The 17,797-nt window shown below is 33.6% G+C and carries 6 protein-coding genes; 2 read left to right on the plus strand and 4 right to left on the minus strand.

Annotated elements, in window-relative coordinates:
• Positions 1–75 precede the first annotated feature (75 nt).
• The gene (bshC, locus tag C8C83_RS15035; RefSeq protein ID WP_121329252.1) at positions 76–1,665 is read right to left on the minus strand and encodes a bacillithiol biosynthesis cysteine-adding enzyme BshC; all 1,590 of its coding nucleotides are present in this window, start codon (positions 1,663–1,665) and stop codon (positions 76–78) included.
• Positions 1,666–1,938: 273 nt separating this feature from the next.
• Between bshC and C8C83_RS15040 the strand changes: the two genes are divergently transcribed.
• Entirely contained in the window at positions 1,939–3,216 is a 1,278-nt protein-coding gene (locus C8C83_RS15040; protein WP_121329253.1) for an MFS transporter, read from the plus strand.
• A gap of 168 nt (positions 3,217–3,384) precedes the next feature.
• Here the strand turns inward: C8C83_RS15040 and C8C83_RS15045 are convergent, their stop codons facing one another.
• Together C8C83_RS15045 and C8C83_RS15050 are read right to left on the minus strand one after the other, a co-directional pair.
• On the minus strand, positions 3,385–7,443 hold the full coding sequence (locus C8C83_RS15045) for a T9SS type B sorting domain-containing protein (protein ID WP_121329254.1): 4,059 nt from the start codon (positions 7,441–7,443) through the stop codon (positions 3,385–3,387).
• Positions 7,444–7,582: 139 nt separating this feature from the next.
• Entirely contained in the window at positions 7,583–14,839 is a 7,257-nt protein-coding gene (locus C8C83_RS15050; protein ID WP_121329255.1) for a T9SS type B sorting domain-containing protein, read from the minus strand.
• 164 nt (positions 14,840–15,003) lie between these two features.
• Between C8C83_RS15050 and C8C83_RS15055 the strand changes: the two genes are divergently transcribed.
• On the plus strand, positions 15,004–17,238 hold the full coding sequence (locus C8C83_RS15055; protein WP_132011800.1) for a B12-binding domain-containing radical SAM protein: 2,235 nt from the start codon (positions 15,004–15,006) through the stop codon (positions 17,236–17,238).
• Between the two features lie 15 nt (positions 17,239–17,253).
• Here the strand turns inward: C8C83_RS15055 and C8C83_RS15060 are convergent, their stop codons facing one another.
• On the minus strand, positions 17,254–17,781 hold the full coding sequence (locus C8C83_RS15060; RefSeq protein WP_121329256.1) for a hypothetical protein: 528 nt from the start codon (positions 17,779–17,781) through the stop codon (positions 17,254–17,256).
• Positions 17,782–17,797 lie beyond the last annotated feature (16 nt).

A 17,797-nucleotide genomic window follows, 5' to 3' on the forward strand; every position in this document is an offset into this window, starting at 1 on the left:
TCATAAATTTTCACGAATTAATTTTGTCTTTGCGAATAGAAATTAGTGCGAATTAGTGAAATTCGTGGCAAACGATTATATTGTTATGATATTAAAATTTGTTTCTAATGGTTTTAATTTTTGAATTAAAAGCGGAATCAATTGTTCGCCTTTTTCCAGATAAAACTCCGAAAAATTAGCTTGACGTTCCTGCAGGCTTTGATTCGGAAATAACTCGAATTGTAAATCTGCAACACGTTGTAATTCATTATCCAGTTTTCGTTTTTGTGCTTTTAATAAACGTTTTTCCAGATTTTCCAAACCTTTCTTTTGCTTTACTTCTTGCGCTTTTACAGCTCCGGTAAATGATTTGTCAGTTTGTTGTGCCAGTTCGTAAAGATATTCAAATTGTTTTTCCAATGTTTCTTTTTGAGTTGTTAAATCAATAGGAAAAGCGGATAATTTACGAGTGATTCTATTTACTAAATCAGCAGGTTTTGTGAATAGATCTGCCCAACTCAATCCTAGATTGTCTGCTTTTTTTGCTTGTTTTTCAGTATTTAATAAAACAGAATTACGAACCAAAAGCATTGGGAAAGTGATTTTTACGGCATCAAAGAAAGATTTTAATTCTAACCAATAAGCAATTTCTCCGCCTCCGCCAATGTAACATAAATTGGGTAAAATAATTTCCTGATACAGCGGACGCATAATCACATTTGGACTAAATTTCTCCGGATTATTTTCTAATAGTTGTAAAATTTCTTCTTTCGAAAATGAAATCTTAGTATTATTAACATAGTATTTGCCATTCTCAAAAATGATTCTTTCTCTTAAATCATCTTCAATATAAAACAAATTGATTTCACGTGGATTTACCTGAACTGTATAATCTTGAAATTTTGAGATCGTTTCCTGAACAGTTTTAAAGGAAGTTTGTTGCTCTAATTCCTCTTTGATATATGGAATAAAAGGACGTTTTAAATTGACATCATCAGCATCCAGAATTACTAAACCATAATTTGCAAATAAACTATTGGCTAAAAAGCGAGTTGCATCAGCAAGATTCTCATGTTTTAAATAAGCTTCTTCAAATATTTTTTTCAGGATATTAGCATTTGTGCTTGAACCTAATTCTTTTGAATATATTTCGAAAAATTCCTCTAAACCTTCTGTAGAAAGTCTACCTACTGGTCCGGTACTTTCTTTGTTCCAGCGGAATTTTTTTCCTTTAAAATTAAAATAATTAATCTCTTCAAAATCGTGATCTTCTGTCGCCATCCAATAAATTGGCACAAAATTATTGGTTGGATATTTTAGTTTTAATTCTTTGGTAAGATTAATTGTCGAAATGATTTTATACAAGAAATACAATGGACCGCTAAATAAATTTAATTGATGTCCGGTTGTAATTGTAAATGTATTTGGAAGTGCTAAAAGCTCAATGTTTTGTTTTGTTGAATCTGAAACTTCAATACTTTGATATTGCTTTTTTAATGTTTCAACCAAAGGAATTCGGTTTGCATGATCAAAATTTGCTTGTTTTTCAGTGATTTGTTTTTCGAAGTTTTCCAGAGTTGGAAAATGATTGTATAGCGGTTTTAATTCTGATTTTTGATCTAAATAATCTTGTATTAACTTAGAGAAATATCCTGAAGTTTGATAGCTGATACAGTCGGTAGGCATAATTTGAAATTTATTTTTTGATAGCTGTAAATTTAATGAAAATATGTAGTTAAAAACGGTTTTAACTATTGCTTATGATTTGATTTTTATTTTTAAGTATAAAAGTCCTGTAATCAGGTTTTTATTTTTTTTTGTTTTAACGATGTTGGGTAAAATCGAAAGTGCATGTAATTTGTTAAAAAAGCAGGATTGTTTTGAAACTTATTTTGGTAAAGATGAATTATTAATAATGAAATTATATTTTTGCAACTAAAAAAAGTATATCTATATTACATGAAAAATAATTCTACTAAGGAAAATTCCTTGCGACATGTTCTTTTTGGTTCTTTAATTGGGACCACAATTGAATTTTTTGATTTCTATATTTATGCCAATGCTGCCGTATTGGTTTTTCCTCAACTTTTTTTCCCGGGAGCTAATAGCACAGTTTCTACACTGGAATCTTTGGCTACGTTTTCGATAGCATTTTTAGCAAGACCTTTAGGATCTGCTGTTTTCGGACATTACGGTGATAAAATAGGGCGTAAAGTAACTTTGGTAGTTGCATTATTGACAATGGGATTATCGACAATAGCAATTGGATTTTTACCGGGTTATGCAAGTATCGGCATTGCTGCACCAATTTTATTAATGTTATGTAGATTTGGTCAGGGAGTTGGTTTAGGAGGTGAGTGGGGTGGAGCTGTTTTATTAGCGATCGAAAATGCTCCGCCGCATAAACGTGCCTGGTACGGAATGTTTCCGCAATTGGGTGCACCAATAGGATTGTTACTTTCTGGTGGAACTTTTTTAATTTTAACAGATAGTATGAGTAGTGAAGCTTTTATGGATTATGGATGGAGAATTCCATTTATAGCAAGTTCACTATTGGTAATTGTTGGGTTTTATATTCGTTTAAAAATCAGCGAAACACCTGCTTTCGAAAATTCTAAAGAAGAACAAAAAGAAGTTAAGATTCCATTTTTTACTTTGCTAAAATCATATAAGAATCAACTGATTTTTGGAACATTGTCTGCAGTTACAACCTTTTTGGTTTTTTATTTAATGACAGTTTTTACGCTTAGCTGGGCTACTTCAGATTTAGGTTTTACTAAAAGAGAAGCTTTATTGATTCAATTACTTTCTGTACTGTTTTTTGCTTTTTTTATTCCTGTTTCGGCTTTAGTTGCCGATAAAATTGGACGTCGAAAAATATTAATTATAACTACAGCTGCTATTGCAGTTTTTGGATTTTTCTTTTCTTACTTTCTTAATTCAGGAAATTCTGTGTTAGTAACAGCTTTTGTTTGTATCGGAATGTCTTTGATGGGATTTACTTATGGACCTTTGGGAACTTTTTTGTCTGAGTTGTTTCCTACTACAGTTCGTTATTCCGGTGCTTCTTTGACTTTTAATTTGGCAGGAATTCTTGGTGCAGCATTTGCACCAATGATTGCAATTTGGCTGGCAAGTACTTATGGTTTGAATTATGTAGGTTTTTATCTGACTGCTGCTGCTTTAATTTCGTTAATCTCATTCTTAGTGATTTCTAAGAAAGTACATCAGTTTTAGTTTTTTTTTTCTAACCGCAAAGTTCGCAAAGATTTTTTTTAATCTTTGTTTTTATAACGCACACAAAGTTCGCAAAGCTTTATCTCGATCTAGCTTTGCGAACTTTGTGTTTTTTTCTATGCGTAATGGAAAATTAAAACTTAGCTAACTTTGCGGTTAATTACTCCTTTATCGTTTCAAACTAAAATGTCCTCGATATTCAGTTCCGTTTAATCTTGTTACTGTAAACCAATAATCAGATGCGGGTTGTTCCTGATCAAGAAAAGTACCGTCCCAAGCTCCATTATTAACTAATTCTTTGATTAATTTTCCATAGCGATCATATATTTTGATTCCTGTATTTGGCGCTAAATACGCAAAATCAATTGTCCAGTAATCATTATAAGTATCATTGTTTGGAGTGAAGAATTTTGGAAAAGGAAGCTCGTCAACAAAATTAATACAGTCGCCAGTAGTAGCTTCAAGAACTTTTATCGCTACCGGAATTCTGTCACTTTCACAATTGTTGATTGTTTGTGAAGCATAATAAGTAATGCCGTTTTGTAGCAAAGTTGATTCTGATAAAGTAGTATTTGAAGAGGTGCTTTCAAACCATTTGATATTTTCTCCGGTAATAGTGATGTCACTTATTTTAGCATTTTTTTGAATACAAAATGTTTGAGGAGATTTGGCAATTGGGTTTTGAGTGTCTTGTATTTTTATAGTCACGGCAAATCGTTTACTTTCGCAAGTGTTTAAAGTTTGCGTTGCGTAATACGTTCTATTTTGTAGCAAAGTTGTTTCTGCCAGAATGTTTCCGGCTGTAGCCGAATCATACCAAATGATTCCTGTTCCTTGAATATTAATATCAGCAATTGTAGCATTTTGATCGATACAGAAAGGTTGTTCTGCTTTTGCTGTTGGCAAATTTGTGTCATTTACTTTTACCAAAATAGGAGTTCTGTCACTTTCGCATCCTGTAGTTTGTGAAACATAATAAGTAGTATTGTTTTCCAGCAAAGTACTATTCGGTAAAATACTGGCTGCAATATTTGAACTGTACCATTTCAAATTTTGTCCATCAATTTGAATATCGTTTAAAGTTGCATTTTCATTTTTGCAGAAAGCACGACTATTAAGTTCAAGAGGAGCAAGAGGAGTATTCTTTACAGAAACAGTGACAGCAAATCTTTGACTTTCACAACTATTTGCTGTTTGAGAGGCGTAATATGTCTTTCCGTCTTGAAGATTTGTTGTATCTGGCAAAAGTGTTCCATTTGAAGTGGCATCATACCATTTTACAAGATTTCCCGTAACTATAATATCGCCGATAGTTGGATTTGATCCCGAACAAAAAGGTTGATTTGCATCTCCTGTTGGAGGTAGAGTATTTTCAATTTTTGCGACTACAGCCAATCTATCGCTTTCACAACCGCTAATTGTTTGCGTGGCGTAATACGTTACATTATTTTGAAGTAAAGTTGTACTTGGTAATAATGTTCCCGCGGTTGCAGCGTCATACCATTTTATATTTTGTCCCTTAATAGTAATATTATCCAAAGTAGCATTTTGAATACTACAGAAAGTTTGCGAATTATTAGCAGTAGGAAGTGGTTGACTTTTAATAGTAACAGTTTGATTTTGTGTTGACGTATTTCCATTTCCATCATTATAATTCCAAATAATAGTATAAGTTCCTGGTAAACTATATGATAATGGATCTGTTGTTGTTCCCGTAATCGCTCCAGCACAAGCATCTGTCGCAGTTGGAATGGTATTTATTGTTGTGTGACAATCTCCATTTATTGTTGGAAGAGTTGCTAAATCAGGAATTGGTTTTTCAATATCGCCAATAACAACGGTAATTTTTTTGGTATCATCACAACCTCCAGTTCCCGTAATTGAACAACTGTATTCACCACTGTTAATGGATGTTGCATTTGTAATAGTTGGATTTTGATCCGTAGATGTAAAACCGTTTGGTCCAGTCCAGGAATAATTTGTTCCTCCAGAAGCTTTTAGCTCTAAAGAGTTTCCAGTACATATAGGAGAGTTACTTGTTGTAGTTGTATACAATTGGCAATCTTGGAACTCCGCAACAAAAACGTCAATAAATCCTCCACCATTTGTTTTATGCGTGCCTGGTGTACTTAAATCTGATGAATCATCAGAAACAGTTCTCCCTGACACGACAATTTTCCCATCTAAAACATCAATACTTCTTAAAAAATCCCCTCCTTTTCCACCATAATAAGTACTCCAGTTTAAATCGCCGGTTGTCGAAAATTTTGCAATATATCCATCAGGTCCACTTTTAATAATGCTTTGAAAAGAATTTGGAGTAGAGATATTAGTTGGGCTATCTGTATATCCAATTAAATATACATTACCCTCTGCTGAAACAAAACAGTTTGTACCAAAATCAGTAAATGCTGTGGAGTCATTGCCAAAATATGATCCCCATTGTCTCTCACCATTGGGATTGAATTTTGCAATGAAGGCATCTTGACCTCCTGTATTTTGAGAAGTTTTAAATGCTCCTATTGTGGACATATTGTTTGAGCTAGTTGTAGATCCAACTATATATATGTTACTTGCATTATCAATTCCAATTCCACTTATTATATCTGAATTTTCAGATGGGTCTATGACAGTTTTATCTCCGCCATAATAGGTGCACCAAAGTTTTGTAAAACTGGTGTTAAACTTAATTATAAAGCCATCATTAGAATTATGAGTTGTTTTAAAAGCTCCGGTTGTTGAGATATTTGGATAGGTATAAAAATCACTAAAATATTGATTTCCTGCAAGAATTATATTGTCGTTTATGTCTATTGTACTACATTTTATTACAAAAGGGAAATAACTTCCATAAAGTAGCTTACTACCATCTTTGTCGAGTTTTGCAAAGAATCCTGTATAATCAGAGGAATTACTTAATGTAGTTTGATATCCATTGGGAGTTGCAATTCCTTTAAAGCTATGGGTTTCTCCCGCGATTATTATATTTTCATGGCTGTCTAGAGAAATGGCATCTATCCGCTCAGGACCTTCTCCTCCAAAATACGTGCCCCAAATTCTTTGGCCATTAGTATCAAATTTCATCAACAGACCATCAGTAAAGTCACCAATTTCTTTGAATGAATTGGGAGTTGAAAGGGATCCCTCATCAGCATATCCTGCAATATAAATTTGATTCAAAGGGTTAATTTTAGCACACTGAATTCCTGCTCTTCCTAAATAAGTTCCCCAAATTCTTACTCCATTTGAATTTAATTTAACCATGAAAGCAGGCCGAAATGTTGTTGCAACTGATTGAAAAGAACCGCTAGTCGCAATTCCAGTGGTACTCTCAGTGCTTCCTGTAAAAATTGTATTTCCTAAGTGATCAAGATTAATAGAATTTGGTTCGTCAGTAAAATGAATATCTCCATAATAAGTTCCCCATAATCTAATAGGGACTGGATCAATAACAATAGTTTTACCATTTACAGAATTAGAAGTATTAAACCCATAAACATTCTTCTTAATCTTAGTATATCCAACTTCAATTTCCTTTTTACTATTCCCATCTTCAATCCAACTTGCTGGAAGTGTTTCTTCTATTTTACCAAAGCGAACATTCATCTGGATTTTGTTATCAACCAAATCAGTTTCAGCACCAGTAAATTTTAATTGAATGTCTGAAATTTTCCCTTTTGGATGAATTACAAAATTATATTCGACTGTTTTTTGAGGATCATTTGGAATAGAAAAAACAACATCAATATTTGGGTAGATGTTTTTGTAAGTAATTTGTTTGTATTGATGAACACCAACAATTCCTTCTGGTTTGTTGGGAACATTGTAGTAATTATCAAAGTCTTTTGATTTTTGTTCTGTAATTAATTCAACTTTAGAACTTGAGTTTACAAAGTCAATGTCTATTCTATGGAAAGTATATTCTAAATTGTACTCAGGTTTGGTTTGTTTATCTTTTTCCGGAATCTGCTCAGGATTTGTTTTTGCTGTTTGTGAACGAACGATTGGAGTTTTTTTTACTTCGTAAACATCATATGAAAAACCGTTTTTTCTAAGCTGAACATTTAATCCATTAGAATTTAATAGATATTTTACAGCGGAGTTCGATTTTCCTTTTTGGTCGATTATTTGACCTTTATTTTCTTTAAATCCAATAGATTGGTTCTTAGTTTGAGAAAATAGTTGGATTGTTATTATAAAAAAAAATAAAAGTAACTTATGTTTCATTTTGAAAATTTGGCTTGTGGCAAATGTAATTAAATATCTACAAAAGTCAATTTAAAACTCTGCATACTAGAAAGCCGATTTTGAATCTTTATTAGAAGAATCAAAATCGGCTTTGTTGCAATTTTTGAATGAAATAATTTTATCGTTTCAAACTAAAATGTCCTCTATATTCGGTTCCGTTTAATCTTGTTACAGTAAACCAATAATCTGATGCAGGTTGTTCCTGATCAAGAAAAGTACCGTCCCAAGCTCCATTATTAACTAATTCTTTGATTAATTTTCCATAGCGATCAAATATTTTGATTCCTGTATTTGGTGCTAAATACACAAAATCAATTGTCCAGTAATCATTATAAGTATCATTGTTTGGAGTGAAAAATTTTGGAAAAGGAAGCTCGTCAACAAAATTAATACAGTCGCCAGTAGTAGCTTCAAGAACTTTTATCGTTACCGGAATTCTGTCACTTTCGCAATTGCTTACTGTTTGCGAAGCATAATAAGTAACGCCGTTTTGAAGCAAAGTTGCTTCTGATAAAGTAGTATTTGAAGAGATGCTTTCAAACCATTTTATATTTTGACCGCTTATAGCAATATTACTGATTTTGGCATTTTTTTGAATACAAAATGATTGTGGCGAATCTGAAAATGGAATTTGGGTATCCTGAATTTTTACTGTTACAGCGAGTCGCGGACTTTCACAATTATTTAGGGTTTGTGTAGCATAATAAGCTCCAGTTTGTAATAAGGTTGTTTCTTGTAAAATAGTTCCGCCTGTTGCGTTATCATACCATTTAAGGTTCGTTCCTGTTATATTAAGGTTTTCTAAAGTAGCAATTTCATCAATACAGAATTGCTGACTATTATTACCAGTTGGCAAGCCAGTATCATGAATTTTCACTAAAACAGGTGTTCGATCGCTTTCGCAACCAACAGTTTGCGAAGCATAATAGGTTTTGTTGTTTTCTAACAAAGTGGTATTTGGCAGAGAAGCTGCAGAAAAAGCAGTGTCGTACCATTTTAGGTTTTGACCTGTCATTTGAATGTTACTTAATTTTGCATTCTCGTTTTTACAAAATTCCAGATTTCCATTTGTAGTTGGAGCAATTGGAGTGTTTATAAATGAAATTGTAACTCCCAATCTAGAGCCTTCACAATTGTTTTCTGTTTGAGAAGCGTAATAAGTTTTTCCGTTTTTAAGACTTGTTGTTTCTACTAATAATGAACCATTGATTAATGCGTCATACCATTTTATTGAAGTTCCCGTAATTTTAATGTTCGCTAAAGTTGGATTTTGTCCTGTACAAAATGTCTGATTTGCATCGCCGGAAGGAGCATTAGTATTTTGAATTTTTATGGACACAGCAACTCTTTCGCTTTCACAGCCATTTATAGACTGAGAAGCATAGTAGGTCTTAGCGTCTTGAAGCACAGTTGTATTGGGTAAAAGGGATCCGCTTGTTAATGCATCATACCATTTTATGCTTTGCCCTGTGATAATAATTGAATTTAGTGTCGCATTTTGTTGGATACAGAATGCTTGAGGGCTAGTCAAAGCAGGCTTTGGCGCAAAATTTGTAAAAGGAGTGATAGTAACGGTAGTTGCATTTGAAACACAACCGATATTATTTTTGATTTTAATAAAATAGGTTTTTGGGTCAAGATTTGATTTCGTTGCAGATGTAGTCCAGCTAACACCATTATCGAAACTATATTGTGATGCAGCGTCGGTAATTGTAATAGCACCTTTAAGATTATTACAATCAGGCTGGATAGTTGTAAATACAGGATTGCTTGGATAATCTGTTGGAGGATTAATAGTTGTAGATATTGGAGCAGACTCACAGCCACTACTATTTTTAACACGAACTATATAGGTTCCGGCTATTAAATTTCCTGAATTAGGATTGACTGAATAAGTTTTACCATTGTCAAAACTATATTGAGTTGCTGTATTTGTAATTAAAATCGAGCCAAATGGATTGCTGCAAGTAGTAGGTTGAGTAACCTTTAGAACTGGGATTGCGGGAGCATTTGGCGCTGCGTTGATGATTGCTTTATAGGCAATAGATTCGCAACCATTTGTGTATTTTATTCGGACAAAATAAGTTCCGGGAGATAACGAGGCACTATTGCTGGTATTCCAGGTAAGACCATCGTCAAAACTATATAGATTGGCAACCGTAGAAACCATAATGCTACCCGTAGGTGAATTACAGCCAATTGGGTCTGTGACTACAACTTGTGGTGCTTGAGGAATTACAGGTGCAGCTTGTATATTGACTGGTGCCGCAAGAGAAATACAACCCGAATTATATTTAATCATCAAATTATAGGTTCCTGCAGATAGATTAGATTTTTTATTGGATGTCCCATAGGTGATTCCATTATCAAAACTATAAAAATCTGCTACAGTATTAATTGAAATTGACCCTGTAAAATCGGTACAATTGGGTTGAACTGCTGTAAAGGCAGGAGCTGCAAGCGGTGATAACGGTGAAATCGTGACTGGAGCAGCAACTGAAACACACCCTGTTAAATTTTTAATTTTTATGTAATAAATACCCGGAGAAAGATCTGTTTTTGTATTAGAAAAAACGTAGGTTAATCCGTTGTCATAGCTATAAGTTGCTGCATTTGTTGTAATGGTAATAGAACCTTTTGATGAGCTGCAATTTGGCTGAGTTGCAGTAAAATCCGGAGCTGCAATTGTAGTCCCAGAACTCAAATTAACAACAGTTGTTGATGATTCGCAACTATATGAATCTGTTTTAATTTTAATAATATAGGTACCAGCGCCTACATTTATTTTCGTAGGACTTGTTGTCCAACTGTTTCCATCATTAAAACTATAACTCATGGCAGATGTTGTTATGGTGATGCTACCATCAGTGGCGCCGCAGGAAGAAGGTTGAGTTATCTTTACATCGGGTGCAGCAGGAATTGTGGGAGGATTATTTATATAGGTATAACTGCCGTAAGAGGTACAGCCCTGAGTGTTTTTTATTACTAAATTATATGAGCCACCAGCTAAATTTTTCTTTACAGGATTTGTAGTCCAGGTTATTCCTCCATCAAAACTATATTGGTCTGCGGCAGAATTTATTATTATAGTTCCGGTAGGAGTACTACATGTGGGTTGAATGGTAGATACATTTGGTGAGGGAAGATAATAATTGTTTATGTAGACAGATTGTGAATTTGATTTACAACCTGTTGCATTTTTAATAAGGACATTATAAGATGAACTTACAGGATTTAATAAAATTGGATTTGTCGTCCAAGTGGTACCTCCATCAAAACTATAACTATCAGCAGGAGTTGTAACGGTAATGCTTCCTCCATTTCCGCAGCTGGGTTGTACTACTTTTATATTTGGATTGGGAAGATAAAAAGCATTGATTGGTATTGATAAACTATAAGATTTACAACCTACTGCATTTTTTATCATAATGTTATAATAGCCAGAAGTAAGTCCTGAAAGAACTGGATTAGTTGTCCAGGTATAACCGCCGTCAAAGCTATAAGAACTTGCAACTGTTGCAATGTTAATGCTTCCGTTGATACCACAGGTTGGTTGTATAACTGTAAAATCCGGATTAGGTAAAAAATATTCTTGTAGGCTAGTGTATGCACCGTAAGGTCTAGACGTACACCCGGAAGCATCTTTTACTGATAAATAATAATAGCTTGGACTTAAATTAGTAAATACAGGATTAGTTGTCCAGGTAGTGCCTCCATCTATACTATATTGTGCTGCAGTTGAAGTAAAGGTTATACTTCCGCCAACTCCACAAGTAGGTTGTGTTGTTTTAAAAGTGGGAACTGGAAGATAAAACTCTTGAAAGTTTACCGAGTTTGAGTTAGAAATACAACCTTGAGCATTTTTGATCACTGGATAATAATATCCTGCTGAAAGATTCGAAAAAAGAGCATTTGTACTCCAATTTATCCCGTCAAGACTATAAGAGCTGGCGGTAGTGTTAATTTTGATACTGCCTTTTGTTCCACATCCTGGCTGAACGACGGTTAATTTGGGCTGTGCTAACTTTGAATTATCCAGATAAACGGAAATGTAATTGGATATACAATTATCTTTTTTTACCATTAAATAGTAAGATCCCTGGCTTAAATTATTAAAAATATTACTTGTACTCCAAGTTGTACCATAATCGATACTGTAATAATCTGCAGTTTTGCTGAATGTAATATTGCCAATATTTCCACAACTTGGATTGGTAACTGTATAATCTGGTTCAGGAAGCCTTGGGTCGCTAATTGAAACACTTGCAGAGTTAGAAATACATCCTAAATTGTTTTTTACTGCAATGTTGTAATATGCATAAGAATTAAGATTTGATAAGGAAGGAGAGGTTCCCCAAGTATAGCCTCCATCAAAAGTATAGAAGCTGGCAATTGTATTTATTGTAATACTGCCCGAGGATGTACAAGTGGGTTGAACAACAGTATAATCGGGTAGATCTATATTTGGATTATTTAAATAAACACTATTTGGATAAGAGGTACAGCCAAGATTATTTTTTATAAGTATGTTATAATAACCAGGAGGTAATGATTTAGAATTAAGAGTGGTCCAGGTTGCACCATTGTCAAAACTATAAAAATCGGATAATGAGTTAATAGTGATTTTTCCGTTTACACCACAAGTCGGTTGTTCCTGGGTGATAATTGGCGTATTCAAGTAAGGCTGATATAAAGAAGCATAATTACCACCACTGATACATCCCGCCTTATTTTTTATTTTTATTTGATAAGTTCCGAAAGGTAAGATTTTAACATTATTACTTGTCCATGTTGCTCCATTGTCAAAACTATACGAATCTCCTACTGTAGTAATAGTAATACTGCCATCTGTTCCGCAAACAGGTTGTTCAGTTGTATATTCAGGATAAGAATTTTCAAAATCATTTAAATAGGCATAAGTGTAATTAGAAGTACAGCCTAAAGCATTTTTAATTCCTAAAACATAACTTCCTGCATTTAAATTACTCATTATGTTGTTTGTAACCCATGTAGTTCCTCCATCGAAAGTGTAAAAATCCGAAAGAGTATTGATCGTAATACTTCCTTTTACAGTACAAGCAGGTGATTCGATTGTATAAGTAGGAGTTTCAAGCGTATTACTGCTGATGAGTACATTGTTTGCCGACGAAAGACAACCTTGTAAATCTTTGGTACGGATTTTATAATTTGCAGGTGAAAGATTGTTAGCAGTAGGATTATTTACCCAAGTTACACCATCATCAAAGCTATAGTATGCAGCTGGAGTTGTAATCGTAATACTGCCTTTATCTCCGCAAAATAAAGGATTGGTATAACTGTAATTTGGATACAAAGTAGAAGCAGCTGTAATAGTTACACTTTGAGAATAGGAGGTACAGCCATTTACGGTCTTTATTTTTACTAGATAAGTTCCGGGATATAAATTACTCTTTGTGTCGCTTGTTTGCCAAGTTGCGCCATCATCAAAACTATATTGTGATGCCGCAGAAGTTACTTTTATCGTTCCTGTGTCAACAAAACAAGAGGGTTGCGTAATCTGCAAGGTCGGAGAAACGGCAGTTTGGCTTGGTTCGATAGTAACACTTGCATTGCTGGTGCATCCAAAAGAATCTGTGACAGTAACAGAATAATTTCCTAACGAAGTGACCTTAATGCTTTGTGTAGTAGCTCCATTATTCCATAAATAAGAAGACCCTGGCGAAGAAGTTAATACAGTGCTTCCAGAGCAAACATTTAGGACACCTGTAATATTTGCTGTGGGATTTCTTACCTCTAAATTGGCAGAAATTATTTTGAAGCAAGTTGCATCCTTGCTCACTCTAACAAAAATAGAAGCACTTGAACTTGGATAACTTTTAAAATTGGTGATCGCATTCAGGTTGGATTGTGCCTCGTTGTAATTTTTGAAATAACTAAAATTTAAACCCGCGATAGAAGGAACAACTAAAGGATTTAAGGTAGATAAATCAAAATTTTCACTTCCGTCATGGTTTGCATCACATTCGGATATTTTCGCAGTAGTTACATTAATAGTACAACTTGAAGAGCAATTCAAAAAAGAAATATCCCAACCTGGATTTGCGTCAGAATCTGTGGCAGAATTAAATGTGGTTCCCGCGCAAGAAGTTCCGGAAATGTCATAATCTATTTGTACGCCCACATTATAATTTGCACTTGTAATATTTGGAAAATCACCGGTTTTTAATGTAAAACAAAATTTTTTATTTGTTGTGTCTAAGCTTGAGGTAGTTGATGTACTATAAACTGACACATTATTGCTGTTGTAAACATTTAAAGTAATTTTGTTTACTGACGCAGAAATTCCTCCAGAATTAGGAATAGTATAACTACCGCAAACTGAAACAGGTAAAGTTGGACAAACTTTATTCAAAGGATCAAGTTCTATAGAACCTTGCAAGTTTTCGGTGGAGTGTAACATACAAACATCATCAATGTACATATACCCGAAATGCCCACCCAATCCACATCTTGAAGCCATAAATTCAACGGTAAATTCTTCATTATTGGGGATTGATGAAATGTCCAATATTCCGGATTGCCAATTGGTAGTATATAAAGTAACAAAATCAGAAGACTGACTAGGAACCTTGCTGAAAATGCAATTTTTTTCATCTCCAACTAAACAAAATTCACTGACAACGGTCTTGTTTTTATCTAAAATCCGTGCTTTTACAAAAGCTTGATTATCAGTGTGACTATTGTCGTACACACTTTGTAATACCGCTTTGTAGTTAAATTTTAGATAATTTTCATTATTTGTTTTAAATCTTTTTCCCTGAACAATAGAACCATAAGTAGAGGAGTTCTCATAATTAATTTTAAGAGCATATTGATCAAATGCTTTAATGTCTCCTATATATGGGTCAATCAAATTGGAAGAAACACCAGTTGCCATAATGTCCATATTATTAGGATTATAGCGATTGATATATGAATCGGCAGTATTGGTAATCGATCGGCATTGCGTTGGTCCGGGAGGGTCACCTATTGTGCAAAGAAAGTTTTTTAGATAACTGTTCCCGTTTATAGTTTCATATTGCTCAAAACCTCCGTTAGTACACATTTCTACTGCTTGAAGAGTAGCTGTTGTTTTTGAAGTCAAATTTCCATCTTTTGAATTTAAAATTACTTTTTTTAAATTCAGGACTTCTGCTTTCATCTTTTCTTCCCTAATTTTCAAAAATTGTTTTTGTTGTTCCAAATTTTGAATGAGATGACCGTTTTTATCTTCGACTAAGATGTTTTTATTTAAAGTATATTTGGATATACTGTCTTTATTTACTTCTTGTTTTGTTTGTTGGGCGAATAATGGAGTAATAAATATTACAAAAAATATAAGTAAAGTATGTTTCATAGATAAAATTAATGGCAGCCAAAAGTAATTAAAATTCTGTTAAATTGGCTGAAAATAAAACCTGATGGAAAGTATTTAATATAGATTTAAAATTGAGAATGAGCAATCCAAATCTTTTCATAAAAAGTCCCTAAATATGCCTTATTTTTGCAAAAACATTTCTTTTGAAAACCAAACTCTTCGTCGTTACGCCTCCTTTTACGCAATTGAATACACCTTATCCAGCGACAGCGTATATAAAAGGATTTCTAAACACTAAAAATATCGAATCGGTTCAGGCTGATTTAGGTATCGATGTGATATTGGAATTGTTTTCGAAGAAAGGATTGATTGATTTGTTTCTTTATTCTGAGAAACTTTTTGATAATTTGTCATCCAGAGCGGAGTCGAAGGATGACGTTTCAGATAACTCCAAACGTATTTTTGCTTTACAAGACGAATACATCAAAACTATTGACGCTGTAATTCAGTTTTTGCAAGGAAAAAATCCAACGTTGGCATTACAAATTTGTCAGGAAGATTTTCTGCCCGAAGCTTCACGATTTGCACAATTAGAAGAACTGGATTGGGCTTTTGGAACAATGGGAACGCAAGACAAAGCCAAACACTTGGCGACTTTGTATCTCGAAGATATTTCGGATTTTATTGTAGAATGTGTAGATGAAAATTTTGGCTTTAGCCGATATGCCGAACGTTTAGGACGAAGCGCCAATTCGTTTGATGAATTATACGAAGCTTTACAACAAAAACCGACTTATATCGATTCGATTTTAATTTCGATTTTAAAAGCAAAAATTGAAGCCGTAAAACCGACGTTTTTTTTAATTTCAGTTCCCTTTCCGGGGAATTTATATAGCGCTTTTCGTTGCGCACAATGGATAAAACAAAACCATCCTGAAATTAAAATTTCAATGGGTGGAGGTTTTCCAAATACCGAATTACGCTCGCTTTCTGATGCACGTGTTTTCGAATTTTTCGATTTCATCACTTTGGATGACGGAGAAGTTCCGATAGAAGAACTTGTTGAAAATTTGTCATCCCGAGCGGAGTCGAGGGACGAGAAGCGTTACAAAAGAACTTTTCTTTTAGAAGACGGAAAAGTTGTTTACAAAAACAATTCCTTAAAGCACGATTATAAACAAGCTTACGTAGGAACGCCGGATTACTCCGATTTGCCTTTGGATAAATATATTTCGGTAATCGAAATTGTCAATCCAATGCACAGAATGTGGAGTGACGGTCGATGGAATAAGCTCACAATGGCGCACGGTTGTTATTGGGGAAAATGTACTTTTTGTGATATTTCATTAGATTATATAAAAGTTTACGAACCTGTTGCTGCCAATTTATTGTGTGATCGAATGGAAGACATGATGCAGCAAACCGGTCAAAATGGTTTTCATTTTGTAGACGAAGCTGCGCCACCTGCTTTAATGCGAGCTTTGGCTTTGGAAATTTTACGCCGAAAACTTGCTGTAACGTGGTGGACAAACATTCGATTTGAAAAAAGTTTCTCCAAAGATTTATGTCTTTTATTGAAAGCTTCTGGTTGTATTGCCGTTTCCGGAGGTTTAGAAGTAGCTTCTGATCGTTTATTAAAATTAATAGACAAAGGCGTAACCGTTGAACAAGTAGCAAAAGTTACCCGAAATTTCACCGAAGCAGGAATCATGGTTCATGCGTATTTGATGTACGGATATCCAACACAAACGATTCAGGAAACCGTTGATAGTCTCGAAATGGTGCGTCAATTGTTTGAAGCCGGAATTTTGCAATCAGGTTTCTGGCATCAATTTGCGATGACCGCGCATAGTCCGGTTGGTTTATATCCGGAGAAATTTGGAGTGACGAAAAAAACCGAAGCAATTGGAACTTTTGCAAACAATGATATTGATTATACAGATTCTACAGGAATCAATCACGATAAATTCAGCTTTGGATTAAAGAAATCACTCTTCAATTTCATGCACGGAATTTGTTTTGATTATGAATTGCAAGATTGGTTCGACTTTAAAATTCCAAAAACAAAAATTGATCCCGATTTTATTTTTAATGCACTTGATGAAGGAAATGATTTTAATACAAAACCAAACGCAAAAGTCGTTTGGTTAGGCGGAAAACCTTCTGTAGAACATTTTACAAAATCTAAAAAAGGAAGAACATGGGAAATGATGACTTTTACTTTTCATGATAAAAAGGAAAGTTTTAACATTCAAACCAACAAAGAAGAAGGCGAATGGCTTGTAGATATTTTGGCTAAAATCACAATTTCGAATGCTAAAAACTATACTTTTCAAGAAGTAAAAACTGATTTTGAAACCAGCTTAGAGGATTTTGAATTGTTCTGGTATTCAAAACCTATTAATACATTGCGAGAATTTGGATTGTTGGTTTTGTAAAGTTTTAAAAATAAATTAATTTTTTGTTACCCAATAATGAAAATCTCTTTCTAAATCATAAGCCATTTTATTTACAATTCTTCTTATTATAAAATAAGGAGCTCCTATCATTAGTGACATATGAACTAAAAGAAATGGAGCGATAAAGAATGGAATTGTATTTTCACTATTAAAAACCATGCTTATAAAAAAAAGCGAATAAAAAAGTAGTATGCCAACTAGAAATAGAATCATTCTTTTTCTAAAACAAGAAATTTCAGCATTTATGATTAATTGATCATTTTCCTGAGTTAATTCTCCGGTTACTTTCGCAAAAGGGTAATTCATGTCAAATAATTTTCTTCTCTTTTTTAATTCAAAATAATTGTTTTCAATATAGCCTTTATATTCATTTGTACTAGATTGAAAAACTTCGAATGGTTCATAACTTAAATTAGATTCATCTACATTAATTCTGAATTTTTCAATAAAATCTATTTTAGAAACGGGTAATTGTATGACAATGTCTTTGATGAAATTTATTTTTCTTAGAAAATCATTCATGTATTTTGGTTTGAAT

Source organism: Flavobacterium sp. 90, from assembly GCF_004339525.1.
GTDB lineage: Bacteria > Bacteroidota > Bacteroidia > Flavobacteriales > Flavobacteriaceae > Flavobacterium.